Source organism: Caproicibacter fermentans (assembly GCF_009746625.1).
In the GTDB taxonomy this organism is placed as follows: Bacteria; Bacillota; Clostridia; order Oscillospirales; family Acutalibacteraceae; genus Caproicibacter; species Caproicibacter fermentans.
The window spans coordinates 1-25,476 of sequence record NZ_VWXL01000026.1; the positions used below are offsets into that span (position 1 = coordinate 1).

General features: G+C 49.5%; 21 protein-coding genes. 3 read left to right on the forward strand and 18 right to left on the reverse strand.

Features of this window, described 5'->3' with window-relative positions; all coding sequences use genetic code 11:
* Positions 1–59: 59 nt before the first annotated feature.
* The 5 genes from CAFE_RS05005 to CAFE_RS05025 all read right to left on the reverse strand — a co-directional run bounded on the left by CAFE_RS05005 (position 60) and on the right by CAFE_RS05025 (position 5,075).
* Positions 60–587, reverse strand: coding sequence for a hypothetical protein (locus tag CAFE_RS05005; RefSeq protein WP_066642313.1), 528 nt, complete (start codon positions 585–587; stop codon positions 60–62).
* 912 nt (positions 588–1,499) lie between these two features.
* Positions 1,500–2,324 carry an ABC transporter permease gene (locus tag CAFE_RS05010; protein ID WP_066642317.1) on the reverse strand — a complete coding sequence of 275 codons (825 nt, stop codon included), beginning with the start codon at positions 2,322–2,324 and terminating at the stop codon, positions 1,500–1,502.
* 14 nt (positions 2,325–2,338) lie between these two features.
* Positions 2,339–3,265: an ATP-binding cassette domain-containing protein gene (locus CAFE_RS05015; protein ID WP_066642319.1), complete on the reverse strand. Its 927-nt coding sequence runs from the start codon at positions 3,263–3,265 to the stop codon at positions 2,339–2,341.
* Between the two features lie 83 nt (positions 3,266–3,348).
* Positions 3,349–4,398 (reverse strand): sensor histidine kinase, encoded by a 1,050-nt coding sequence (locus CAFE_RS05020; protein WP_321172999.1) that lies wholly within the window; start codon positions 4,396–4,398, stop codon positions 3,349–3,351.
* Positions 4,395–5,075 carry a response regulator transcription factor gene (locus tag CAFE_RS05025; RefSeq protein ID WP_066642323.1) on the reverse strand — a complete coding sequence of 227 codons (681 nt, stop codon included), beginning with the start codon at positions 5,073–5,075 and terminating at the stop codon, positions 4,395–4,397. Before CAFE_RS05025 ends, CAFE_RS05020 begins: the two co-directional genes overlap by 4 nt.
* A 182-nt stretch (positions 5,076–5,257) precedes the next feature.
* Here CAFE_RS05025 and CAFE_RS05030 point away from each other — a divergent pair, with 182 nt between their 5' ends.
* Positions 5,258–6,499 carry an amidohydrolase family protein gene (locus CAFE_RS05030; protein WP_066642326.1) on the forward strand — a complete coding sequence of 414 codons (1,242 nt, stop codon included), beginning with the start codon at positions 5,258–5,260 and terminating at the stop codon, positions 6,497–6,499.
* 388 nt (positions 6,500–6,887) lie between these two features.
* Here the strand turns inward: CAFE_RS05030 and CAFE_RS20460 are convergent, their stop codons facing one another.
* The 6 genes from CAFE_RS20460 to CAFE_RS05060 form a co-directional block, all read right to left on the reverse strand.
* Positions 6,888–8,210: a sensor histidine kinase gene (locus CAFE_RS20460; RefSeq protein ID WP_166525069.1), complete on the reverse strand. Its 1,323-nt coding sequence runs from the start codon at positions 8,208–8,210 to the stop codon at positions 6,888–6,890.
* The gene (locus CAFE_RS05040) at positions 8,200–8,895 is read right to left on the reverse strand and encodes a response regulator transcription factor (protein WP_066642330.1); all 696 of its coding nucleotides are present in this window, start codon (positions 8,893–8,895) and stop codon (positions 8,200–8,202) included. The genes CAFE_RS20460 and CAFE_RS05040 overlap by 11 nt, the downstream gene beginning before the upstream one ends.
* 65 nt (positions 8,896–8,960) lie before the next feature.
* Positions 8,961–10,190: a TolC family protein gene (locus CAFE_RS05045; RefSeq protein ID WP_156989994.1), complete on the reverse strand. Its 1,230-nt coding sequence runs from the start codon at positions 10,188–10,190 to the stop codon at positions 8,961–8,963.
* A gap of 10 nt (positions 10,191–10,200) precedes the next feature.
* Positions 10,201–11,415 carry an HlyD family secretion protein gene (locus CAFE_RS05050; RefSeq protein WP_156989995.1) on the reverse strand — a complete coding sequence of 405 codons (1,215 nt, stop codon included), beginning with the start codon at positions 11,413–11,415 and terminating at the stop codon, positions 10,201–10,203.
* A 24-nt stretch (positions 11,416–11,439) separates the two neighbouring features.
* The gene (locus tag CAFE_RS05055; protein WP_156989996.1) at positions 11,440–13,755 is read right to left on the reverse strand and encodes an ABC transporter permease; all 2,316 of its coding nucleotides are present in this window, start codon (positions 13,753–13,755) and stop codon (positions 11,440–11,442) included.
* Positions 13,749–14,450 carry an ABC transporter ATP-binding protein gene (locus CAFE_RS05060; protein WP_066642350.1) on the reverse strand — a complete coding sequence of 234 codons (702 nt, stop codon included), beginning with the start codon at positions 14,448–14,450 and terminating at the stop codon, positions 13,749–13,751. Before CAFE_RS05060 ends, CAFE_RS05055 begins: the two co-directional genes overlap by 7 nt.
* 177 nt (positions 14,451–14,627) lie before the next feature.
* On the opposite strand from CAFE_RS05060, the gene CAFE_RS05065 reads away from it, so the two are divergent.
* The gene (locus CAFE_RS05065; protein WP_156989997.1) at positions 14,628–15,227 is read left to right on the forward strand and encodes a TetR/AcrR family transcriptional regulator; all 600 of its coding nucleotides are present in this window, start codon (positions 14,628–14,630) and stop codon (positions 15,225–15,227) included.
* Between the two features lie 334 nt (positions 15,228–15,561).
* On the opposite strand, the gene CAFE_RS05070 is transcribed toward CAFE_RS05065, so the two are convergent.
* The 6 genes from CAFE_RS05070 to CAFE_RS05095 form a co-directional block, all read right to left on the reverse strand.
* Positions 15,562–16,872 carry an alkaline phosphatase family protein gene (locus tag CAFE_RS05070; protein WP_156989998.1) on the reverse strand — a complete coding sequence of 437 codons (1,311 nt, stop codon included), beginning with the start codon at positions 16,870–16,872 and terminating at the stop codon, positions 15,562–15,564.
* Positions 16,873–16,981: 109 nt separating this feature from the next.
* Complete coding sequence (locus CAFE_RS05075; RefSeq protein WP_166525070.1) at positions 16,982–18,292, reverse strand: ABC transporter substrate-binding protein; 1,311 nt, start codon at positions 18,290–18,292, stop codon at positions 16,982–16,984.
* Between the two features lie 73 nt (positions 18,293–18,365).
* Positions 18,366–19,190, reverse strand: coding sequence for a carbohydrate ABC transporter permease (locus tag CAFE_RS05080; RefSeq protein ID WP_156990000.1), 825 nt, complete (start codon positions 19,188–19,190; stop codon positions 18,366–18,368).
* Between the two features lie 17 nt (positions 19,191–19,207).
* Positions 19,208–20,146 (reverse strand): carbohydrate ABC transporter permease, encoded by a 939-nt coding sequence (locus tag CAFE_RS05085; protein WP_156990001.1) that lies wholly within the window; start codon positions 20,144–20,146, stop codon positions 19,208–19,210.
* Between the two features lie 21 nt (positions 20,147–20,167).
* Positions 20,168–21,208 carry an ABC transporter ATP-binding protein gene (locus CAFE_RS05090; RefSeq protein ID WP_156990002.1) on the reverse strand — a complete coding sequence of 347 codons (1,041 nt, stop codon included), beginning with the start codon at positions 21,206–21,208 and terminating at the stop codon, positions 20,168–20,170.
* A gap of 348 nt (positions 21,209–21,556) precedes the next feature.
* Complete coding sequence (locus CAFE_RS05095) at positions 21,557–21,847, reverse strand: hypothetical protein (RefSeq protein WP_139103991.1); 291 nt, start codon at positions 21,845–21,847, stop codon at positions 21,557–21,559.
* Positions 21,848–22,035: 188 nt separating this feature from the next.
* Here CAFE_RS05095 and CAFE_RS05100 point away from each other — a divergent pair, with 188 nt between their 5' ends.
* Positions 22,036–23,718: a M3 family oligoendopeptidase gene (locus CAFE_RS05100; protein WP_156990003.1), complete on the forward strand. Its 1,683-nt coding sequence runs from the start codon at positions 22,036–22,038 to the stop codon at positions 23,716–23,718.
* Between the two features lie 111 nt (positions 23,719–23,829).
* On the opposite strand, the gene groL is transcribed toward CAFE_RS05100, so the two are convergent.
* Complete coding sequence (gene groL, locus CAFE_RS05105; protein WP_066642375.1) at positions 23,830–25,461, reverse strand: chaperonin GroEL; 1,632 nt, start codon at positions 25,459–25,461, stop codon at positions 23,830–23,832.
* Positions 25,462–25,476: the final 15 nt, after the last annotated feature.

Here is a 25,476-nt window from a genome sequence, read left to right on the forward strand (position 1 = left end):
TTTTTTCGCTCAAATCTGTTATGCTCTAAGAGCTTTTTATTTTCTTTCACAACTAAATTTTAAAGCAAAAAGCCGGAGCTGCCAATACCTTTTCGTATGGTTGCTCCGACTTTTTTTTCGTGCCGTTTTGCAACGGCCCCTTCACAAACTGAATCACCATTGATATAGATCATTCGTATTACTGAAGCCTCCGGTTTTGTCAAAACGGATTCGATACCGGGCAATTCTTGTTCAAAATAGCTATCCCTTTGGGACAATAAAGATTCAATATGGTAAATTTGATCATCCTCTAGTTCCGAGGCTAAAACGATCTCTTGCAATGACTTTTTTTGCTTGGACTTCTTAATAAAGGCACATTTCATTGCTCTGCCAATATACGACACCAGGCACCCATCGCACCGATTATGTATTTTGTCAAGGTCAATGTCATGAATGAGTTGAACAAAATCGACCAGGAGATCATTGTAAGCGTCATCCTCATGCAGCTGATAAGCAAATTCCTTTATCAACGGGTTGAATTGATTGATCAGCGCAATAGTAGCGTCAGCGTTACCGCTATGGGATTGAGTAATCAAATCCGCAGTCATTGGATATCCCACCTTTCAACTGATAAAGAGGTGAGATTCCAATATTTGTAAACGCTTCTAATTAATTTTTCGTCATTCTGGGGCACCCGCTTAAAAAAGACGGAAAACGCATCCATAGACCACGTCTTCCGCACATCTCTGTTGGCAAAGTGAGGAATTAAATTTCTTTGGTTTGAAACTCAGACACCGTTGGATGCTGGATTAGTGCCATGATAAATCGATATTTGCTTCCATATAGAAAGACAGCGAAAAAGCCATTTCTGCAACAGTCGAATCATGTCGGCTAATATCACCTTTTGCCTCCGTGAGCAGGAACGCGTGAAACTAATGGTGCTACTCAGTATAAAAAAATTCCCGTCATCTGCATAATGCATGATGATGGGGATGGTAAATCGCCATAGATAAATAGGCTTTTCTTCTCGATTTTTGACAGTTGCAAATTGTGTTCTTACACTTCCTTATGCCGTTCCGCCTTTTGGCGGGTGACACCACGCTCCAATACGCCGAGTTTAAAGCCCTTAACCGTTTCCGATCCAAGGGTCAGGGAAAAGAAGCGCATGTTCCCATTGGCATTCCTGTGAAAAAGGGGCAGATCGACCGGGCAGCCCTGAATATATAGATAAAGATATTCCGGTAATTATGTGGGCTACGATGTATATGAATCCACCATATATCAGTTCTACGTGGACTTTTAATGGAAAATCAATTCAGTTACCGGAGCATTTGATGATTCCGTGGATTTGTCTTCTTCTTCAGCCATTCCATTTTTTCACCTTCCTGCGATCATCATACAGCATAAAAGAATTTTAATCTTCGCTTCTGATGTCCTCTATCATTCGTAAACCCGCAGTTTTGCGCCCCATGCCTTTCGACAGGCCTGCTGACAATATTCAATTTTAGACTGATCGTTCTCTATCTGTTTTTTTCAGATCGGACAAAAGAAATTGTCCCCAGTATAAAGAATACCGCGGTAAAGGTAAGTATGATCTCGAAATTGACCGGCGGAGAGTACATGACGATTTTTGAATAATCGGATGTTCCAGCATAAAATATACCTCTTGCGAAATCAAGGCAGTAGGTCAAGGGCAAAATGTGACTGAAGACACTTATGGCCCCGGCCGTATTATTAATCGGAATAAGCGCCCCGGACAGGAACATTTGCAACATAGAGCCTGTCATTACGATCAAACCAGCTGTTGAACTGTTGTGAATAAATCCGATTATCATTACCCCCAGCGAACCTGCTGCGATACATATCAATGGAGAAATCGCCAAAAGCTTCAGTAATTGAGAGGCTTCTATAGAAATGCCCATGCACAGACCGACGATAATGGTCGCGAGAAATTCAATAAATCCGGTAAAAGACGTTCCGACGATTTTACCGATGATGATCGAATACCTCGAAACCGGTGCGACAAACATTTCCTGGGTAAAGTCATTTTCCCGATCCTCAACAAGTGTGGTAATCCCAACAACAATCATCATGAACATGCCGTTTATCAGCATTCCGGTCAGCATAAACTGATTAAAATTGTATCCCACCTGTGTCCCCATATTCTGCATGAGGTTTCCGCCCATCAGCCATAAAAACATAATCGGCCATATGATTGCAGTGACGATCCGCGTGGGAACCTTGATGGTAGTGATAATTTCTCTCATTGCGATGGTAAGCACGGCGTTGATTTCCTGTGCGGTTTTGGGAATCTCTCTTCTATTGTTAACCGTTGTTGTATTCATTTTGCAATCCTCCATTATTCAGCCAGACTGATGTATGCGTCCTCTAAAGATGGTTCATACACTTTCATCATGGTGAGCGGTGTGTGTAGCTTGGTTAGAATATTCATTGGCGTAGCATCCTCGTATGAAACCTTAAAATGCACATCTTTTTGTGGATTCAGACCCAGTGCGTTCAATTCCCTTTCGAGGGTATCCCGGTTATCTGCGTCAAGAATTAAATATTTTTGCGTCAATGTGTTTTTCATCTCTTCCGGTGTCCCGGATAAAATGATTTTTCCGTGCTTAATCATACACACATTATCTACATTTTCCGCTTCGTCAATATAATGAGTGGTTAAAAATACGGTCGTGCCGTTTTCCTTGCGCGTTTGATTTATATAATCCCACAGTGCTCGACGGCTGATCGCGTCCAAGCCCTGTGAAGGTTCGTCCAAAAACAAAATTTTGGGACTGTGTATCAGGCTTCTGACGATCTCCATTTTTCTTTGCATACCGCCAGAAAAAGTTTTAAGCGGTTTCCACAGCTTTTCCTGAATGCCCATAATCTCCGACAATTCCACTACCCGGTCCTTATAGTCCTTTGGCATCCAGTTAAAAAAAGGGCGATAGACATACATGCCGTACATACAGGCATGAAGCCGTATGTTTTCTTCGGCCGACAGATTCAGGTCAAGGCTCGGCTTTTGAAAAATGATGCCGATATGTTTACGGACATCCTTCGCCTCTTTCTCAAGATCATAGCCCGCTATGCGAACAGTTCCCGATGTTTTGCTCAGAGTCGTTGTCAGAATTGAAATTGTCGTTGTTTTTCCGGCCCCGTTCGGGCCAAGAAAGGCAAAAAATTCTCCTTCGTTCACCGTAAAACTGATTCCGTTGACGGAAGGTTCTTTCGCTTTGTCGTATTGTTTTATCAGGTTTTCAACCGTAAGAATTGCTGGCATAAAAAATACCTCCGTTTCATTTCTGACGTCATTATACTGACGTAAAATAAACGGAGGATAAATTAAAGATAAACGAATATAAACTAAGTTTTCTGTGGGAATATAACCGTAAACGTCGTTCCCTTGCCAAGCTTACTTTCAAGCGTCACACTGCCACCATGCAACTCCACTATTTTTTTAACGAGCGACAGCCCTAGGCCATTTCCCCCAAGGGAACGGTCACGGGACTTATCCACTTTATAAAAGCGTTCAAAAACATGGATTTGATCCGTCGGCGCAATGCCTATACCGCTGTCAGCAACCTTGCAGCTTATTTTCTCCCTATCAGAGAACAACGTAATATGGATTGTGCCACCTTCAGGTGTAAATTTAATTGCGTTGTGTATCAAGTTGATCCATACCTGAGAGAGGAGCTCTTCGTCGGCAGAAATAACCACCTTATTAAGATCGGCCTCAACCGATATTTTTTTTTCAGACCACTGGGGTTCAAGCAAAATGGTAGTGTTTTGAATCTGCCTGTCCAGACGGTAGTCTTTTGCAGACAACGGGGCGATACCGGCCTCCAATGTAGACAGCTTTAGCAAATTGGCGCTTAACTTAGATAAACGCTTACTTTCCGCTTTGATAATTTCAACATAGTGTCTTCGCTGTTCGGGCGGCAACATATCATCTTCCAACAGCGCCGCATATCCACTGAGAGAGGTAAGAGGCGATTGTATCTCATGAGAAACATTTGAAACGAAGTCCTGCCGCAATGTCTCCATCGAACCGAGTTCTTTTGCCATGTTGTTGACCGTAACAGCCAATTCGTTATACGGATCATCTTTGTCATCCATAAGAGACACCGTAAAATCTCCGTGTGCAATCCGATTCATTGCCTGAATGGTAGTTTCCATTATGGACCCGCGGTCGCGGTTATACTTTGGACCACGTAATACCGCCAGCAACTTATTGCCCTCTCCAAAAACAGCTGCGCCGAGAAGGGACGATATGATGTGCTCCAAAATTTCAGGCGGATGTCCGGTGACATGAAAAAGTAACCGTGACAGTTCATACCCGGCAGCAAAGCATAAGACAAGGAAGAAACCCATTACCAGTACAAAGAGAGCAGTTTGACGCACGGTTGGTTTCACTTTATCACCTCCAAACGGTAGCCAATACCCCGAATGGCTGTGATTTTAAAATGATAGACTTCGGGAGGAAATTTCATTCGCAGGCGATTGATATGAACATCCAGTGTACGTTCGTTTCCTTCAAAATCATAGCCCCATATTTCTTCGATAAGATCGCCTCTGGAGATGATTTTTCCCTGTGAACGGGCGAGTTTGCAGAGAAGTTCAAATTCTTTTAGAGGAATATCGCCGACTCGATCATTGCCTGAATAAATCGTGTGATTGCTTCTGTCAATCGTTAATTTATTAATCTGAATACTGTCTGAAGAAGAAATTTTATAGCGTCGCAGCAGTGCCTTTACTCTTATAATTAGCTCAGCTGGCTCAAATGGCTTTGTGAGGTAATCATCTGTCCCCAGCTCGTAACCCTTCACCTTTTGGGTAATATCATCCTTTGCCGTCAGCATAAGGATCGGGATATCTTCGTAATACTTTCGTAATTGACGGCACAGCTCAAAGCCGTCCATCTTTGGCATCATGATATCGATAATACAGAGCTCGGGAATTACATCCGTCATTTTTTGTAGTGCGTCTCGTCCGTCCACGGCTGTAAAAGATAGAAAGCCCTCATTTTTGAGTATAGTGCTGACAAGCTCACGGATATATTCGTCATCGTCAACAATCAGAATTCGATTCATTTTAGGCTTCATCTCCCATTACATCTATTTTACACTATGAATATAAATTTAATATAAACTGAAACATCTCATCGAACAAAACATGCAGGAATCAACCGTTTACATTTGTTTATACAGTATTTAACCTCCGTTTATATTCATCCCGTAGTGTAAGCTCATGAAAGAAAATGGAGGCGAATTTTATGAGTAAAGGAATAGCAAATCAAATGGCCGCCATCACCAATGTGCGGATTTTTGACGGGGAGTGTGTAATCCCTGAACGAACCGTGACGATCAACGGATCGCAAATTCAATCAGTGGGCGGCGAAGCGCCTGCCGGGGCAACTGTTATTGACGGACATGGTAAAACCCTGCTTCCCGGTCTGATCGACTCCCATGTGCATACTGACATGGACGGCCTGCACGACGCGCTGAAATTCGGCGTGACCACCGAACTCGAGATGCAGGGCCGTTGGTCGGCCAAACAGCGCAAAGAAATATCTGAACGGAATGATATTGCTGACTTACGTTCCCCCGGAATGGGAGTTACCCCTAAAGGCGGACACCCATCTGAATATATAAGTTCAAGCGGAAATCAGCTGATACGCTTGCTCTGCCGTCTACCGTTTGTTTTTCGGACTGTCGGGACTCCTGATGAAGCAGTCAAATTCGTCGACGATCAGATCGCCAAGGGCGCAGACTATATCAAAATTTTTATTGAGGATGGCAGTTGTATCGGTTTTCCCGGACTTCCTGTACTGGATGATAAAACGCTCAGGGCGGCCGTGAAGGAAGCGCATCGACAGCACAAGCTTGTCATTGTCCATTCTACGACCGTCGAAGCGACACAGCGGGCTGTCAATGCCGGAGTGGATTGTTTAGGGCATTTGTTTTTTGACCGCGCACCCACTTCAAAGCTTCTTGCCGATATTTCATCGTCCGGCGTATTCATCATACCTACCTTGGTGACGCTCTCCACGGCTTTCGGCAACAACGCGGCTTGGCTGGCCGCCGACGAACGAGTCAGTTCAAGACTGAGCGAGAAGTGGCTCGACTCCCTCTCTCGCAGCATGAACGTCTATCCGCAAGGAAAGCTTGAAGAAGCTTATACCGCAATCAAAGCTCTCCGCAATGCGGGTGTGGACATTTTAGCTGGCTCTGATGTGTCGGAACCTATACCAATCCTTGGCGGGCTTGCTCACGGAGCCAGCTTACACCACGAGCTGCGGTTGCTGGTCGATGCAGGACTAAACCCTGTCGAGGCGCTGCAAGCGGCTACATCCACGCCTGCCCGCAGATTTGGACTTACCGACCGGGGACGAATTATTTCCGGAAAAATCGCTGATTTGCTGTTGGTAGACGGCAATCCGCTAGTCAACATTACCGACACCCTGTCCATTCGCGCCGTGTGGCATCGGGGCGTCCAGCTTACCTCACAAGATTAGGCTTTGGGTTTGAGAAAGTTTCCATATTCACCGGAGTGTTAACGATACATTTTCGCTCACATTATGTTCTAAGCGTCTTAGTGTCTTATAATGACTATGCTCTAAAACCAAAGCCGGAGCAGCCTATCCCTTTCGATATGGTTGCTTCGACTTCTTTTTCATGTTGTTTTTCAACAGCTCCCGCAGGGAGCATGTCGCGCTTTGACGCCGCGGAAGTCTCACCCACTTGCCTAAGAACCTGTCTGAGAAATTATGCCGCCACATTTTTTGAGCCGCAAAAGAGAGCAGACATCAGCTACCGGATATTGCCGGAAATTCAAAGCATTATCCGGCGGGATCAGCTTACCCTTCTTTTTTAAAAGTTTCAGATAAAGGCTTGATAGTAACTTCAGGAATTTTTCTTATTAATCAGATGTCGGCCCGTCCCGCATTCCTCCGGCAGACAGAAGATGACACGCAGACCGCCTTCCCTCCGGTTTTCCGCACAAATGCTGCCTCCGTGCGCCTCGATGATTTCCTGACAGATCGAAAGGCCGAGGCCCGCAAAGGTACGGGCCTTGTCCGAGGTAAAGAACGGTTCAAAGATCTTTCTGAGTTCCTCTTCGTTTTTTACGCCGGTCCCGTTGTCTTCCACCGAGAAAATCACGCTGCTGTCCTCCCTTTTGCAGACGACGGAGATTTCCAGCGGTGTTTTGCTTCTGTGATTGAGGCTGTTGTCAATCAGATTTCCGAAGACGCGCCGAATCTTCGAAAGGTCCACGGCGAGCTTAACCTGGGGGCAGCCGATTTTCAGGGAAAACGGAACGCCCCTCTCCCGGAGTTCTTCGCCGTATTCTAGTTGCAGCACCTGCCCAAGTTGTTCTACCGTGATCAGCTGCTTTCGGAGCGAGGACGGGGCATGGTAGCTGAGGTACTCGTCAAAATCGTCGATCAGGGACTTAATGACGACTGATTTACGGTAGATGGTATCGACATACTGCTCCCGTTTTTCTTCGGTCAGGGATTTCTTTTTCAGGCGTTCCGCATAACCCATTACAGAGGTAAGCGGTGTCTTGATGTCATGGGAAATGGAAACGATGATTCGGTCCTGTTTTTGCTTTTCCTCCTCAAGCGCGTCTGTCAGATCGGCAAACCGGTTCTGAAGCTGACCGATTTCATCGCGGCGTTTGACTCGCTCGGGCCGGATCCCGGACTGATAGCGTTCCATTTTTTTCTGCAGGGAAACGACCTGCTTTGCATACCGCACATAAATATAGACGCCGCTCAGCACCAAAACGATAAAAATGATGCCAAGCTCCGTTGTAAGCAAATCATGAGCGTTTTGAAACGCGGAAAGATTTGTGATGGAAACCCCTTTTATAATCTGAAGAATACAGATTTTTCCTTGAAAGGGAAAAAGGGCGGAAGCACGGTGCTCAAATTTGACGCCCATCTTGTTTCCGCTTTGAAACAGAATATTCCCCGTTTCGTCCTGAACCAGGATCAGGAGGTGTTCCGTTTCAGAGATTTTTTCAAGTCGGGCGACGGCGTCGCCGCGGTTCTTCAGTTCGGCGGAAATGCGGTCCGTCTCTTTCTGCAGTTCCTCCTGAACCTCGTTGCTCGTTTCGGAGATCTGAGTGGAAAGATAAAAGTGGTAATATCCGACGATGAGCAGGAAGTTGCACAGCATGGCGAGCAGGATAAAGAAGGGGAGCTTGATTTTAATGCTCACTGCCGTTCCCCTCATTCTTTACGAATTTATACCCAACGCCCCAGACGGTCTTAATGCGGCGGCCGTCCCGGTCGATTTTATCCCGCAGGTTTTTGATGTTGACGGCCACCGTACCGATATCGCCGTAATCCATTCCCCACACCGACTGGAAAATCTGCTCCCGCGAAAGCACCTTTCCCGCGTTCTCGCAGAGAAAGCGCAGAAGCTGGAATTCCCGCAGGGAGAGGTTAACCGGTTCCCCACGGACGGTAACATCGTAGCTTTCAACGTTCAGACAAACGTCTCCCGCTTCCAGAAGCGCCGGCTTTGCCTGCCGGCTCCGCCGCTCCCTGCGCAGATGCGCTTTGACCCGGGCGACAAGTTCTTCCACGACAAACGGCTTTGTGATATAGTCGTCCGCACCCATCTCAAAGCCGAGCATGGCGTCAAACGTGCGGCTTTTCGCAGTGACAAACAGAATCGGGCAGGAAACAGTTTCCCGAATTCGGCGGCAAATCTCCAGTCCGTCGACGTCAGGCATCATGATATCGAGAATAATCAGCGCAATTTCCGAATCATTTTTGATGCTTGTCAGAGCGCTTTCCCCGTCAAAGGCAAGAAGGCATTCGTATCCCTCGTCGCTTAGAGAATCGGAAATCAGCTCAGCAATCTCGCGGTCGTCGTCCGCAATCAGAATTTTCCCCATTCTTACCCCTCCCGGCTCTTATACTTTTCTCATCTTACCATATTTTCTGTCGGTTTCAAATATATTTAGCCGCCGCAAGAAGATAGATCCAAAACTCCGAGCAGGCCCCAACGGTACTGTTCCTGGGAAGAAAACAGGCCGTACTGCGCCTGGCTGAGAGAAGCTTTCGCGCTGTCACAGTCCATCTGCGCGTTTTTTACGTCAAGCTCGGAGGCGATTCCGAGAGAATTTTTCTGCTTGACGGCCTCCAGCGCCTTCTCCTTTGCGTCGTAAGCGGACTGCGCCGTGGTTACAAGGGACCGTTTCAGCGCCACGTCGTCATACGCCTGCCGAAAAGCCGCGTCGAACTGATTTTTAGCCAAATCGCGGTTCAGCAGAGCCGCTTTGCGGGTTTCGACCGTGGAATCCAGGTCTCTGTCGTAATCCTCGTCGGCGATGTCAATTTCCTTCCGTTTTTCCTGAAGAGTCCAGTTGCTGTCCAGTGCCGTCCGGTAGTCGGCGTCATAGTTCATCTTGGCGATTTTGTCGGAATCAGCCTGCGGCATTGAGGAAATCTTGAGACTGTAATCATCAGAATAGCCCAGCAAAATTCTCAGGTTATCCCTGACGGCTTTCATCTGGCTGACCAGCTTGGCTAGTTGGTCGGCCGCCGTGTTTTGCTGCTGCTGCGCGTTCAGAAGGTCGGTCTGCGACATCAGCCCGACCTGCGCCCGAAGCTGGTCGGCCTGATAAGCGGCGGCCAGCACCTGCTGCTGTTCTGTCAGCACGGAGCGCTGTGAATCCAGGATGTGGTAGGTTACAAACAGCTTCTGCGCGGCGACGACAATCTGGTCGGCCGCGTCTTTCATTTGAAGCTCCGTTTTGTCAATCTGGTCATCGTCTGTTTCCAGTTGGTCCGCCTCGCTGTCAAGGATGGAACAAATCGCGCTGATGGATGCGATGCTTCCCTGCAGCGACTTGTCGATCGACTGCGTTTGTGTCGAAGCGGGAAGCGCGTTTACGGCGGCATCCGCCTGCTGAAGCATTTTGCTCACGCCGGAGAGCGAAGCGGCGCTGGAATGAAGATCGCCGATTTTCTGTTCGGCGAGGTCATTGTCCTGCAGGGCTTCCAGCGTCTGTTTGTTAGCACGGATGGTCTGGTTGCTGGAACGGACGTAATTTTCAAGATCCGAGTAACTTACAGTCAGCACCTGCGGTTCGGTGCCGTCCGACGTATCCGCGGCGAAAGCCGGGACCGCGCCGCAGAGCAGCAGCGCTGAGAGCAAAATCGCCGTCGCTTTTTGAAATTTCATCATAGACTCCTCCTTATTTCACCGGAAAATACACGTCCGCCGTGTACCCGGGTTTGAGCAGGTTTTTGGGGTCCTTGGGCTTTACCAGTACACGGACGACGCGTTTGCCGTCCTTTTCAACCGCGAGATTCGGGATCTGCGTGACGGTGCCGGAAAGCGAAGCGTCCGGCGCGGAGGTCGGTACGATTTGAACGGTTTCGCCTACCTGCACCCTGCCGATAAATTCCTCATCCACCTCGGCGCTCACCGTGAGTGAATCCGCGTCGATGAGCTGCAGCACTTTGGTCGGCTGATTCTGCGTTCCAAGATGGTCGGCGTCGCTGACGGCAATGTTCTGCACGATCCCGTTTTTCAGGTCGGAAACGATCTGGTTTCCTTTGAGGTAGTCCTTCTGCGTTTTCGCCGTCATGACATCCAGGTCCGCCTGCGCCGAAGAGATTCCGCTTTTCTGCTTTTCCTGATTCGCTGTATTGCTGTCGTTCAGTGCGGCAAGCTGCGCCTGTTTGGATTTCAGCGACACACTGAGCTGGTTGATCTCATCCTTCAGAGCGTTCTTAGTTTTCGTCAGGTTGTCCTGAACATCCGTCAATGCCTTCTGTTTCTGGTCCAGCGCGTCCGTGTACTGGTCGAGCACGGATTTTGCCACGGCGCCCGAATTGTACAGGGCCTGGTAGCTTTGAACGTCCTGTTTGGCGTTCGTGACCTCTTTCTGAGTAAGCGCCAGCGAATTCTGCAGAAGCTGCAGGTCCGGGCTGGTTCCCTTATGGTACTCACTTGACTTTCGGCTCAGGACGCTCTGCGTTTCGGCGATGTCCGCCTCAAGCGCCGCAGTGTCCTGCGTGGCTGCGGAGAGCCCCGCCTGGTTGGCTGAAAGCGCGCCCTGAAGCTTCGTGAGCGCCGCCTGGTACTCCGAAAGGTCCAGTGTAACGAGGGGCTGGCCCAAAGTCACCCGGTCCCCTTCCTTCACATCGACTTTTGTCACGATGGAGGGAAAATCGACGATTACATCCACGGACCGGCTGTACTTTACTTCGCCCCAGGCGTCGATTTCGCCGCTATGTGCCGCCGTGCCGGATGGCGTGCCGTCCTCCGCTTTGGAAGATATGCCCGCCCGTGCATGGAAAACGCCAAAAACCACCAGAAGAGCGGCCAGCGCTCCGGCCGCGAGCAAAACCGTTTTTCGATGGGTTACGGCCCACTCTTTTCTCTTTGTGATCCAGTTTTTCATCTGTAAACCCCCTGAAGGTTGATTCTATTCGACGCTCTTCAGTGCCGAGAGTATATCGAGATTTTTCATTTTTTTTGCGACCGCGCGGTTGATGATCCACGCGAAAAACAGAGTCAGGATTCCGGCGATCAACACGTTCTGCGGCGTGATCGTTCCGAAAAGGTCCAGTCTGCTGTCCAGATTTTTTGCAACAATCCAGGAAATCGACCTTCCGACGGGAATGCCGAAAATCATCCCAGGAAAAACGGAAAAATAATTTTCAATCAACACCAGATTTCGGATTTCGCCGTGGTAGAACCCAAGTACCCGCAGTGTGGCGAGGTCTCGAATCCGCTCGGTGAAATTGAGGATGCTGGTGTTGTACAGAACGACGAACGCCAACGCCGCGCCCATCACGATCATCATTGCTACCGCGATGTTGACCACCTGCGTGCTGCCGGAAAGGCCGGAGCGCTGACTTTCGCGGGTCACCGATTCCTCGACCGCGTCGCTGGAAAGGAATTTCTCATTCGGAACGCCGTTCCATTTGACCAGCAGCGCGGTCGGCTTGAAGGTTTCTCCAAGGGATTTCCAATAGGCGTCCGACATAAAGATCCCCTGTCCGGAGGCAAGGTAAAAAACCTGAGTGACCGGGACCGTAACATATTTTTGATCCGTGCGCTTGATCTGAATGCTGTCGCCCGGCTTCACGCCAAGCGTTTCGGTAAGCTTGCGGCTCACGGCAATACCGTTTTCAGGAATAGAGACCGGGTTGCCGGAGACATCCTGCAGATGAATCAGCGGACTGTTTTTCGAGGTGATGGTCAGCGGCTCCATTTTCCTCCGGCCGTTCGGGCAAATCAGTTCAAGATTGCTTTCCTCCGTCTGCTGCACAATTCCATTTAGTTCCTGGTTAGCAAGATATCGGGTGTCCGTTTTGGTTTGGTCCACAAGAATTTTCTGGTCATAGTTGAACGTCGTTCCATACATCTGCACCGTAATCCCCGAAATCATGCTCCGGATCGTCAGTGCCGCGAGGATCGCCCCGGTACAGCCCATGACTCCGACGGTACTCATCATCAGGCGGCCCTTATTTTTCATGGTGTTCCTGGCAATCAGTTTGCTGCTGAACTTCAATTTTCTCCAGAGAGACGGGAGGGATTCAAGAAAAATGTGGTTCCCCTTTTTGGGCGGCCTGTCCCGGAGCAGCACTGCGGGAGTGTCCCCCTGAAGCTTGCGGCAGGCGTAAAAGGAAACCCCGCCCGTGCAGATCAGAATCAGCGCCATGGCGAGAAAGAAATGCAAGAAATTAACACTGATCCGGTAATCGCTGAACGTCAGCTTAACCCTCGGGACCAGAATCCTGCCGAATACATTGGGCCCCATCGCCAGCCCCAGCAGAGAGCCGCATAAGCCGATGACCACGCCATAGGAGGTATAGTGCCACAGAATACTCCGTCTGGAATACCCCAGCGCCTTCAGGATTCCGATCTGGCTGCGCTGATTTTCCACCAGGCGCACCATTGTGCTCTGCGTGATCAGCGCCGTCACGATGAAAAACAGGAGAGGGAACACGATGCCGAGCGTCCTGAACTGCTGAATTCTGGAATCGACGCTGTTAACGCTGCCGCTGTCTTTCTGCGAGACAATCCCGATCAGTTCCTTTCCGATCACCGCGTCGGCCTGCCGCTCCACCTGCGGGACATCCGTTCCGGACGCGAGCCGGACGCTGATCTGATTGTAGACCTTCCTGCCGTAGACGCTCTCCAGCGTTCCGGCGTGAACAACCAGAAAACCAAAGCTCTTCGAGTCAGGCATCAGCGACGCGGAGTTTTTCACCGCAAAGATCTGTTCGCTGCTCAGTCCCAGCCCGGTGATAGGAACCCGGACCCAGGCGCCGTTCAGCTTGATGGAAACGACGTCCCCAATTTTAAGCCCGTTGCTTTCGGCAAAATTTTCATCCAGGACCGCTCCGCCTCCATATTTTTCAAAGGAGCCTTCCTGCACGTCCGGCTGGTCGAGCGTGCTGCGGTCGTCCAGCGCGTAAACCCGCAGCGTGGGGTTTCCCGGAAGGTCCGTGTCCGCGTCAGCGCAGTAGCGCTGCTCCACCCGCGTGACCCCGTCGATCTGCTTGATTCCCCACAGCTGCTGCTCCGACGGGTTGGCGACGGTCACCCAAAGGTCGGACAAACTGGTCGACCGGTACATGGCGTCCGCGTGGTTCTGAATGGTGAACCAGATGCTGTCGAGGCCCGTCACGATGCTGACCGCCAGAGTCGCCATGATAAGGATGGAGACGAACTGGGACTTCGACTGTTTCATGTCCCGGATTGTCTTTTTCCACAGAGCCCCCCTCACCATACGATTTCCTCCACATCCTTCGGATGCTCGTGAGTCTCTGTTTCCGCGATTTTTCCGTCCCGCATATGAATGACCGTCTGCGCCATCTCGGCTATCGGCGCGTTGTGCGTCACGATAACAACGGTTTTGCCAAGGTCGATGGCAACGTCGCGGATCAGCTTCAGCACCTTTCGGCCCGTGACGGAATCCAGCGCGCCGGTCGGCTCGTCGCACAGAACGATCTGCGGGTTTTTCGCAAGGGCCCTGGCGATGGAGACTCTTTGCTGCTCGCCGCCGGACATCTGGCTCGGAAAGTTGTCCATGCGCTTCGAAAGACCAACCCGGTCAAGCATCTCCTGAGCATCGAGAGGGTCTCGGCAGACCTCCTCCGCAAGCTGGACGTTTTCCAGCGCAGTGAGGTTCGGCACCAAATTGTAAAACTGAAACACAAAGCCGATCTTTGTTCTGCGGTAATTTGTGAGCTCCCGCTCCTCCATGCCGGAAACTTCTTCACCGCCCACGGAAATGGTTCCGGAGGTCGGAGAATCCATCCCTCCCAGAAGGTTGAGGATGGTGGTCTTCCCCGCTCCGCTCTGGCCGAGGATGACGTTGAAAGTCCCCTGTGCCAATGCGAAGCTGACGCCGTCCACCGCTTTGATAATGTTATCCCCGACGCGGTACTCCCGTTCCACGTCTTCCAATGTGATAAAATCCATGAAAAATCTCCTTGAAAGCCAGATTAGTAAACCGTTAAAACTATCTTTCTTTTTTCACCCGTTTGCATTATAATGATTTCACAAGAATTAGCAACCGCTAATTCAGTGAAAAATGCCGTTTAACCAACAGCTGCGGCATTTCTGTTGGAAAACTTTGAAAGGAAGGGGCACGGCACCATGCAGGAACCGGATCTCCGCGTTCAAAAAACGCAGGAAGCGATAGAAAGCGCCTTGCTGAGCCTGATCGGCGAAAAAGGGTTCGACGGCGTCACCGTCAGAAGCCTGTGCCTTTATGCGAGAATCAACCGTTCCACCTTTTACGCTCACTATCAGGACAAATATGACCTGCTGGACCGGATTACGCAGAAAGCCATCCAAAAAATCGTCCGCATCGTCAACCCGGAAGAAATTGTCGACGGCAACGGAAAAATCAATCTTTCCTTCTATCACACCATGGTGCTTTCGCTGTTCCGCGCCGTTGAGGAGGACCGCACGCTCTATCAAATTCTTCTCGGTGTCAACGGAAATTACAATTTTCTCAAGGAACTCAAGAAAACCGTAAAGGAAAAGATCCTTGCGGAATGGGACGCGATCCGCCCACGCATCAAGATGCTTCCAATCGACGAAACGCTTTATTTGGAGATCGTCGTGTCGATTTTTGTCGGAGCCGTTCTTTGGTGGATCGATGAAAACTTTTCCCTTTCCGCTGAGGTGATAGCGGAGCAACTCGTCCGGTATGTAACTTCCAGCATATCTCTCTGGGGGCCGACTTTTTAACGCCGGAGGGAACCAATCTTCCATTTCTTAATGATATCGAAAACAAATTATCCGGTAAGAGGGAAAATCTTAAGAATTATTAAGGACAAGCGGCTTCAGAAACTTAACAAAGAGGCATGCGAAAAACTGCGCAGGATAATGGCGCTCATCGGGATCGCAAGACTCATCCCCTGCCCTCTCCCACACAATACGAGCAAAAGCGAACGAAATTTAATACGGAAGGGGCGGTCTCACCGGCAGCACCGACGGTTTCGGTACAATACGCAGAAAGGCCTGAGGTCTGCAAAAAAGCAAACCTCAGGCTTTCAGCTTCTCATCGGCGGAGCTTAGAAGGTTAAGCCTTTAAAATTGGGAAAGGCTTCCCCTCCATTGCGGGCAGATCAACCCGCGCCAGTTTTGCAAAAGTCGGACAAACATCGATCATATTCCCGCTGTCAAGCCGAACTCCCGGCAGAATATCGGGTCCAAACGCCAAAAACGGCGGCTTATCCCCTTTATCTGGGTGATGGCCATGCATCGCTCTGTGGAACTGAAACAAAGGTGAGTCGGCCGAAATGACGGCGGGAACAGATACCTCATTGCCGAAAAGCGTCCCTTCCGTTCCTTCCAAAACAAAGGAAAAGCCGCCCCGCAGCTGTTCTTCCGCCTCCGCCTCTTCCGCGGTATAAATCCGTTCCAGATACCGCGGATACTTTCTCCTGATTTCCTCAAGGACGCGGTATACTTTTTGAATCCATTGAGGGTCTCCCGGTTCGTTCAGAAAAACCTGTGCGGAGAAACCGGCGGAAAAGCTGTAAGCGTCATAATCCACCGCCTTTCCTTTTTCATCGGTTCGGATCAGTCCCATGTCTTTGAACACGGAATTGATGTTGAAGACGGTTTCAATATCAATCTGACCGTGGTCCCCAAGAATCACAAAATTCGTGTTGTCCCATTCTCCCGCCTCCCGGACGGCCTCGACAAAGCGTCCCGCTATGATGTCAAGCTCGCGGAGGCAGTCGTTTACTTCATTTCCCTGGTCGCCGTACAAATGGCGCGTGTGGTCCAGCATCACAACATGGCACAGGAGGAGATCCGGCCTTTGGGTTTTCAGCAGGTCGAGAGCGACCTCAACGCCGTAATAACACATATCCTCATTATCGGACCAGTTGTAATGCCCGACAAAACGGCCGTAGTAATCGCTCATAACGTTATCGGAAGCAGCCTTCTCATACACCGATTTCGGGTCCTCTCCCCCGCCCCTCACGGGCCAGATTTCAGGAAGATTGTAGCCCCTCTTCTCCCCCGCCGTTACGGGCCAAAGCACTGTGGCGACACTGCCGCCTTGTTCCCAGACGGCGTCCGTCAGCGTCTTCACCTTAATATTTTCCTTTTCCCAGTACCAGTCCGAGCCCATGATGCTGAAATCGGGGTCATCGGGATTGATCCGGGCTTTCTGGTTGTGTGTAATGCCATGGCGGTCGGGATGCACTCCGGTAATCATAGTGGTGTGAATCGGGTAGGTAAGCGTGGGATAGATTTCCCGGACATTTTTCACGACCGCGGCTTTTTTTAGAATCCGCGAAAACCAGGGCAAACCTGAAAGCAATTCCAAGTCGCCCGTCTGCAGGGCGTCGAAAGACAATACAACTAATTTTTTTGGCATGACCGGCTCCACTTCTGCCGTTTTACCGGCGTTTAAGGTAATTATTATAACTCTTCAACCGCTCCCTCTGTTTCGGGTCATCCGACTCACAAAGCGCGCAGAAATCACCCTATTTCAGGCATTGATTGATCTTTGTTTCCTCTTTTGCCACTGTGGAATCGATGTCCGCCCCGTTGACCCAGACCGCGTCCATCACGTTGACCAATTCCTTGCTGGCCTCCGTATATCCGGGATTCATCGGGCGTCCCACGCTGCAATCGTTTAACTGATCCAGAGCGACCTTAAACTGCGGAGTCGTCTTGTAAAGATCTTGAATGGTGGAAGTTTTGGTCGCGCTTTTGCGGCTTGTAACATATCCGGTGTATTTACTTGCATAGGCAGACTGCTCCGTGTCCGTCATCCATTTGATAAATTCCCAGGCAGCTTTCTTTTCTTTTTCAGAGATTTTCGTCGTCATGACCAGATTGCATCCGCCCGTGGGGACGCCGTACTGAACATTTTTGGGAATATAGCAGATGTTCACCTCAAAATGATTCTGCTTCGCGACACTGAGAGCTTTACTGAGATTTGCCGTGGAAGCGAACCACATCGCGCACTTCTGATTCATGTAATCCGCATCCACCTTGCTGGAATCCGCGCCCGCCACGCAGCGGACATCTCCTTTGTCAATCAGGTCCCTGAAATACTTCAGCACGTATTTTCCCTGATCCGTATTAAGATTTGTCGCCGACTCGTCCTTGTTTAAAACAGAGGTGCCGTTTTCCAGAAAAAACGCTTCCAGCGTCCAGATATAGGAATACATCGACAGGCCGTAAGCCCCGGTCTTTTCCTTGATCGTTTTGCAGTAATCGGCCAATTCCTCCCAGGTTTTCGGACCGCTGGGATCAAGCCCCGCTTTTTCCAGCAGAGTGGTATTCATATAAAGGATCGGAGTGCTTCTCAGATAGGGCAAACCGTACCAAGCGTCACCCACCTTGCAGTTTTGCAAAAGTCCCTGATAAAAATCATTCATATCGACCCCGTCCTGCTGTATGTAGGGACTTAACGGTTCAATCACGCCGTTCTGAGCAAATCTTTTGATGGAGGAAATTTCCATCACGGAAACGGCCGGTGTGGAACCTGACACATACGCTGCCTGAAGCTTTTGGTGAACGTCGTCATAACTTCCCTGATATTGTGCGTCCACTTCGATTCCTTTTTCCTTACCAACCGTCTCGTTAAACTGCTTGGCCAAATTCACATTGTTTTCCTGGATTTTGTCGGTCCAGGCATACCAGAAAGTGATTTTAGTCGGGCTTGCACCCGACGGATCCTCTGAACCCTGACCGGAGCTGCCAACGGTATCCGCGGTGCCGGAAGAGCAGGCTGCTGCGGACACCATCATGGCCGCGCAAAGTAAAGCCGAGATAATTTTCCTCATTGTTTTCCTCCTGAATTTTAAGTACATTTTCTATAAAAACGCCGTCAAAACGCCGATCGGCGGCAGCGGCTATTTACTTATCGCCGATATAGGTAAACGCCTTAATGATTTGTTTCTGGGCAAAAAAGAAAGCGATCATCACCGGAATTACAAGCAGAACGTTTCCCGCCATCAAAACATTGTAGTCGATGCCTCCCTCATCCAGATGAAGAGCGGTAATTCCAACCGGAAGGGTCCTCACCGTGTCTTTGGTCGTGAGCACCAGCGGCCAGAAATAATCGTTCCAGGTGGCGATAAAAGTAATCAGCGCCAAAGTTACCACCGTAGGTCTGGCAATGGGCAGCATGACTCTGCACATGATTTTAAACTCGCCCGCGTGGTCCAGCCGCGCCGCCTCCACAATTTCATCCGGAACCTGCTTGAAGGTCTGGCGCATCATAAAAATGGCAAATGCGCTGCTGGCCGAAGGAAGGATTAAGCTGGCATAGGTGTTGATCATCTGCATTTTGCTGAACATCAGGAAAAGCGGCAGAAAAATCATCTGAGCCGGAATCATCATGGTTGTCAAAGTCAGCCCGAACAGAAAAGAGCTTCCTCTGAACTGAAACCGGGCAAAAGCATACGCTGCTGGGATTACCGTGAGGCACTGGCAAACCAAGATTCCGATTGTTACGATGATGCTGTTTTTCAGCATGGAAAAAAAGGGAATTCTTCTCATCACCTCTGAAAAATTCCGCCACTGCGGGTCGGACACCCAAAAATCCGGCGGCATTTTCAAGGTCTGGCCGAGCGTTTTCAGGGAAGTTAACACCATCCAGTAAAACGGCGCGAAAAAGATCAAAACGAGAATCAGACCGGCAAGGCCCCGGCCTGCACGGCGTAAAACGTTTCTTTTCATCTCTGCCTCCTCATTTATTATCGATAATGAATGCGCCGGCTGAGCGCGCGAAAATAAAGCACGGTGCAGATTCCGATGATTCCCATCAGCACAACGCCCATTGCGGAAGCGTAACCGATTTTATAAAACTGAAACCCGTATTGATAAATGTCGTAGACCAACGTATTTGTCGAATTCATAGGGCCGCCCTGCGTCATCAGATTCACGGTCTCAAACACTTTGAACGCGGAAATAATATTCATCAGGGTAAGAAAGAAAATCGTCGGTGAAATCATCGGAAGCGTGATCCTGAAAAAGACCGTGTGTTTCTTCGCGTGGTCAAGGTTTGCGGCTTCATAAAGATACTGAGGAATTGTTTCCATTGAGGAAATAAATATGATCGTGTTGTAGCCGATTCCTTTCCACACCGAAACAAAGATCAGAGACGGCAAGGCGACGCTTGGGTCGCTCAGCCAGCCCACCGGGGACATTCCAAACAAATGCAGAAGATAGTTGATCAGGCCGTAATCCGAATCCATCATCCACATCCACACATAAGAAATAGAGACGAGAGATACGATGTAAGGGGTAAAGAGCACACCCTGCAGAAATTTGTTCAGCCTTGTGTCCTGCTTGAGAGTAAATGCCAGCAGAAGAGGAATCATCAGCGAGAAAGAGACCATCAAAAACATATAGAGAAAGGAATTCCCCATCACCTGCCAGAAATCCGCGTCGTGTAACAGGTCAAGATAATTTTCAAGACCGATAAACGTTTTAGGCCCGATCAGGTTCCAGTGAAAAAAGCTGAGGTAAATCATATAGCCGATCGGATACAGAATAAATACGCAAAATACCGCTATGGACGGGGCAACCATCGTATAGGGAAGCAATTTCGCCCCGGCCTTTCCGGCGCCGGACTTCTTCGACACCGCCGCACTTGTTCTCACTCTTCCGTTCAGCGCATAATTTGTCTCCATGAATGTTCGCCATCCTTCCGCTTAACAGACCATTCTGTTCTCTTCTTCATCAAAATAAAACAGATCGCTGTTTTTAATCAAAACCGAATTTGTTCCATATTCCAGCATTTGCAGGTCAAAACTCTTAACATGGAACACGCCGAACGGCGACTGCACTTTGTAAAGGATTTGATCCCCTAGCATTTCCCGTGCAAGGATTGTCCCCTGCAAAGCGACCTCGTTTTCACGGGGGGCTTTTTCCCGCCCGCCGATGGAAGCTTTTTCCGGGCGAAAGCCTACATATTTGGCTTTCGGAGGAACCGGGAGATCCGCTCTTTTCAGTTCCTCGGCGCTCAGAATATTCATTGATGGCGAGCCGATAAATCTTGCCGTAAAGACGTTTTCCGGTTTTCCGTAAATTTCCGGCGGACTGCCGATCTGCCGAATCTCCCCCTTTTCCAGAAGGACAATATCCGTTCCCATCGACATGGCCTCCACCTGGTCGTGCGTCACATACACAAAGGTAGCGTTCAGTTTCCGGTAAAGCTCAATCAAATCCGTACGAATCTGATTCCGCAATTTGGCGTCGAGGTTGGAAAGCGGTTCATCCATCAGAAACACGGCGGGCTTTTTTACGATCGCCCTTGCAAGCGCCACCCGCTGGCGCTGCCCGCCGGACAGTTGCTGAGGTTTTCTGGACAGGTATTCCCCCAGCCCGACCATCTTTGCAATTTCCTGAATGCGTTTTTCCCGCTCCGCCTTTGGTATTCTCAAATTTTTTAAACCAAACTCAATGTTCTCCTTCACGTTCATGGTCGGGTACAGAGCATAGTTTTGAAATACCATGGCAACATGCCTGTCTCCGGGTTCAACGCCGCTGACATTTTTTCCGTCAATCAGCAGCTCGCCGGCCGTTTCCTTTTCCAGTCCGGCAATCATTCTCAGAATTGTGGATTTTCCGCAGCCGGAAGGCCCCAGAAGGACCGTGGAGCTGCCCTCGGAAATTTTCAGGTTCAAGTTTTCTATTACAGGGGGATTTTTCGCATACGCCTTGGTAATATTGCGAAGTTCAATTTTATCCATTGAGAGCCTCCTTGATTTCATCAGCACGAACACTGATACAATACCAGTTCTTTGTAAAAAGCCGGTCCTTATTTATTTATCTTTTGATTAAATTACCAAATCCGCTTTAAGCGAGGGCCACCGAAAATCGGTGGTGCAGGCCGAGGATCAAGAGCCGCGCAGCCACAGAATTGAAATGCAAATGAGGAAGCATACTCTTTGGGAATTGTCTGCACTTACTTTAAAACAGAACTGGTCTCACCGGCACCGCCGGTGGTTTCGGCAACAAAAAAGCAGCACCTTGCAAGCAAAGTGCTGTCAGCCTGTCGACTTCGCCCAATCTTCTGCGGGCGAATTACAGCAATAGATTCAAGCTTTATCAACCGGCTTACCGGTCTTCACTCTCAGGACGGCGCTGTACGCTCCGTTTGACGAAAGCGCGACAAGAATTGCGTTAAGCGGAATCGCCGCGGCCGCAGACAGCGTCAGCGCGCCTGTAAAGTATGTAGCCGCATAAAGAATAACGACGGCAATAAAATAGCTTAACCATTGCGTAGGCAGTTTCTGAAATGAATTTTTCAGGAACTGCGTGATGATCCCCGTAGCCGCGGAACAGCCGGTAAAAGTAACCAGAGTTGACCATGCAAAAAATTCGTTCATACCGATTTCCCCCTCCGTTTTTCGTTCAAAAGTCTGAACCCAGCCTTTATTTCCATTATATGCCCGCATTTAATGATCATGCTTTTTTGTCGATTTGTAATTCCATCTCTTTCCTTTTAAAAACCGTTGTACTATAATAGAACTATCGGAATCCGATTCGTCCGAAATCAAATAAAGGAGCTAATATCATGAAATTCTCCGATATGAAGTATGAGCGTCCCGAACTTGACGCGATCAAGCGGCAATACATCGAAATTACCAGGCAATTCCCCGACTGTTCCACTGCATCCGAACAATACGATCTGATCCTGCAACACGAAAAACTGATGAGCAATTTTCAGTCGATGGGAACGATTGCCTATATTCGCAACAGCATTAACACGGTGGATCCTTTCTATGAAAAAGAAATAGCGTTTTTCGATTCCAACAATCCTGTGTTCGAAGAATCCGTTCAGAATTTTTACAAAGTGATCGTCGCCTCTAAATTCCGCCCGGAATTGGAGCAAAAAACAGGAAAGCTGTTTTTTAAAAACCTGGAAATATCCATGCGGTCTTTTTCGCCTGCGGTTATCGATCTGAAGAAAAAAGAAAACGCTCTGGTTACGGAGTATGAAAAGCTGCTTGCCTCAGCAAAGATCGAGTTTAGCGGAGAAACGCTGAACCTTTCAGAAATTCAAAAGTATCAGATATCTTCCGACAGACCGACCAGAAAAGCGGCATGGGAAAAAACCGCCGGCTTTTTTATCGAGAATTCGAAACGGCTGGATGAAATCTATGATGAACTCGTTCAGAACCGGACCAGCCAGGCAAAAATTCTGGGCTACAACAACTACGTCCAGCTGGGATACGACCGTCTGGGCCGTAACTGCTACGGCCCGGATGAGGTAAAGCAATTCCGGGATCAGGTTGCAAAAGACCTTGTTCCTGTGATTACTGAAATCAAAAAGAGCCAGGCGAAACGCCTTGGATTGCCCGACCTGAAATTCTATGACGATAAATCCCTGTTTCCGGACGGCAACCCCAACCCGAAAGGCGATCGTCAGGCCCTGGTAAATCAAGCGCAGAAAATGTATCGGCAAATGAATCCGCTGACCGGAGAATTTTTCGATTTCATGGTAAAAAATGAGCTGTTCGATCTGGACAGCAAAAAAGGGAAAGCCGGCGGAGGCTACTGCACGGAAATTCCGGATTACCGGTCACCGTTCATTTTCTCCAATTTCAACGGAACGGCAGGAGACGTTGAAGTTCTGACTCACGAAGCAGGTCACGCTTTTGCAAGCTATTTATCTCAAAGCATGCCCATCCTGGAACTTCGGACGCCGACCATGGATGCCGCCGAAACGCATTCCATGTCGATGGAGCTATTCTCGCGCAAATGGGATCCGCTGTTTTTCGAAGAGCAAACCGACAAGTTTTATCTGTATCAGTTGGAAGAGGCAATCAACTTTATTCCATACGGGTGCCTTGTGGACGAGTTTCAAACCACGATGTATGAAAAGCCAAACCTTTCGCCGGACGAGCGGAAACATGTATGGAAAGAGCTGGAAGCAAAATACCGTCCCTGGATTGATTTCGATCATCTTCCTTTCTTTGAAGACGGCGGCGGATATCAGCGCCAGCACCACATTTACTCTTTCCCCCTGTACTATATTGATTATTGTCTGGCACAGACGGCGGCTCTGGAATTCTGGATCGCTTCTGAAAAAGACTGGGATGAGTCGTTTTCACGCTACCTTACATTCGTCAAAGCAGGCGGAAGCAAAACCTATGAGGAGCTTGTCAAAGCCGCGGGGCTGGAGTACCCGATGGATCAAGGCTGCGTCAAGCACATGAGCGAGCCGATCATGGACTGGTTCCGCAGGCACGCATAAGCTCAGCCACATAAACATGAAAAGGGCGGGAACGTTTTCAGCGTTCCCGCCCTTTTCATAGAAGAACGGACGCGATATCGCGTCCGTTCCTGTTCTTAAACTGATTTAGGATTAATACATGCCGCCCATGCCCGCATCGGGAGACGGAGCAGCGGGAGGCGTCGGTTCTTTCTTATCCGCAACAAGCGATTCGGTTGTCAGAACCATCGCCGCGACGGAAGCAGCGTTCTGCAAAGCGGAACGTGTCACCTTGGTCGGATCCACAACGCCGAACGTAATCATATCGCCGTACTGATCGTTTTCAAAGTTGTAACCGTAACCGGATTTTCCGGAACTCTGGATTTTATTGATGATGACGGAGCCTTCCAGACCTGCGTTTTCGGCAATTTGGCGCAACGGCTCTTCCAGAGCGCGGAGAACAATCTTGGCGCCTGTCTTTTCATCGCCATCGGACTTGTCGACAAAGGTCTGGACCTCGGAGATCGTATTCAGAAGAGCAATGCCGCCGCCCGCGACAATTCCCTCTTCCACCGCAGCCTTGGTTGCGGCAAGGGCGTCTTCCACGCGCATCTTCTTCTCTTTCATTTCGATTTCGGTCGCGGCGCCGACTTTAATGACCGCTACACCACCGGACAGCTTCGCAAGACGCTCCTGCAGTTTTTCACGGTCATAATCGGAGGTCGTCTTTTCGATCTGAGCACGGATCTGGCCGACGCGGTCGGAAATCTGTTTCTTTTCGCCCGCACCGTCGACAATAATCGTGTTTTCCTTGTCCACTTTCACCTGGCGTGCGCGGCCGAGCTGTTCCATTGTGGCGTCCTTGAGTTCAAGACCCAGTTCGGAGGAGATCACCTGGCCGCCCGTCAGAATGGCAATATCCTGCAGCATTTCTTTTCTTCTGTCGCCGAAGCCCGGAGCCTTGACGCCGACGCAGGTAAAGGTGCCGCGCAGTTTGTTGAGGATCAGGGTGGAAAGTGCCTCGCCTTCGATATCTTCCGCGATGATCACCAGCTTCTTGCCGGACTGGACAATCTTTTCGAGGAGCGGAAGAATTTCCTGAATATTGGAAACTTTCTTGTCTGTAATCAGAATGTAAGCGTCGTCAATGATCGCTTCCATTTTTTCGGTGTCGGTTACCATATAAGGAGTGACATAACCGCGGTCGAACATCATGCCTTCCACAACTTCCGAATAGGTTTCGGCCGTTTTAGACTCCTCAACGGTAATCACTCCGTCGGATGTAACTTTCGCCATCGCTTCGGAAATCAGTTTGCCGATAAACTCACTCGATGCGGAAATTGCAGCAACACGTGCAATGTCGTCGGGGCCGGAGACCTTTTTGGAATTCTTTTTCAGCGCCTCAACGGCAACATCGACGGCATCCTGAATGCCGTTGCGAACCGCCATCGGATTTGCGCCCGCGGTAACATTCTTCATACCCTCGCGGATCAGTGCCTGCGCCAGCAGAGTTGCGGTCGTGGTGCCGTCGCCTGCGACATCGTTCGTCTTGGTGGAAACTTCCTTAACGAGCTGAGCACCCATATTCTCAAACGCGTCGTCCAGCTCAATTTCCTTCGCGATTGTTACGCCGTCGTTTGTGATCAGCGGAGCGCCGAATTTTTTATCAAGAACAACATTGCGGCCCTTGGGCCCAAGAGTGATCTTAACCGTATCGGCAAGCTGATTTACGCCGTTTAACAGTGCTTTTCTGGCTTCCTCGCCGTAAATAATCTGTTTTGCCATAGATCTGATTCCTCC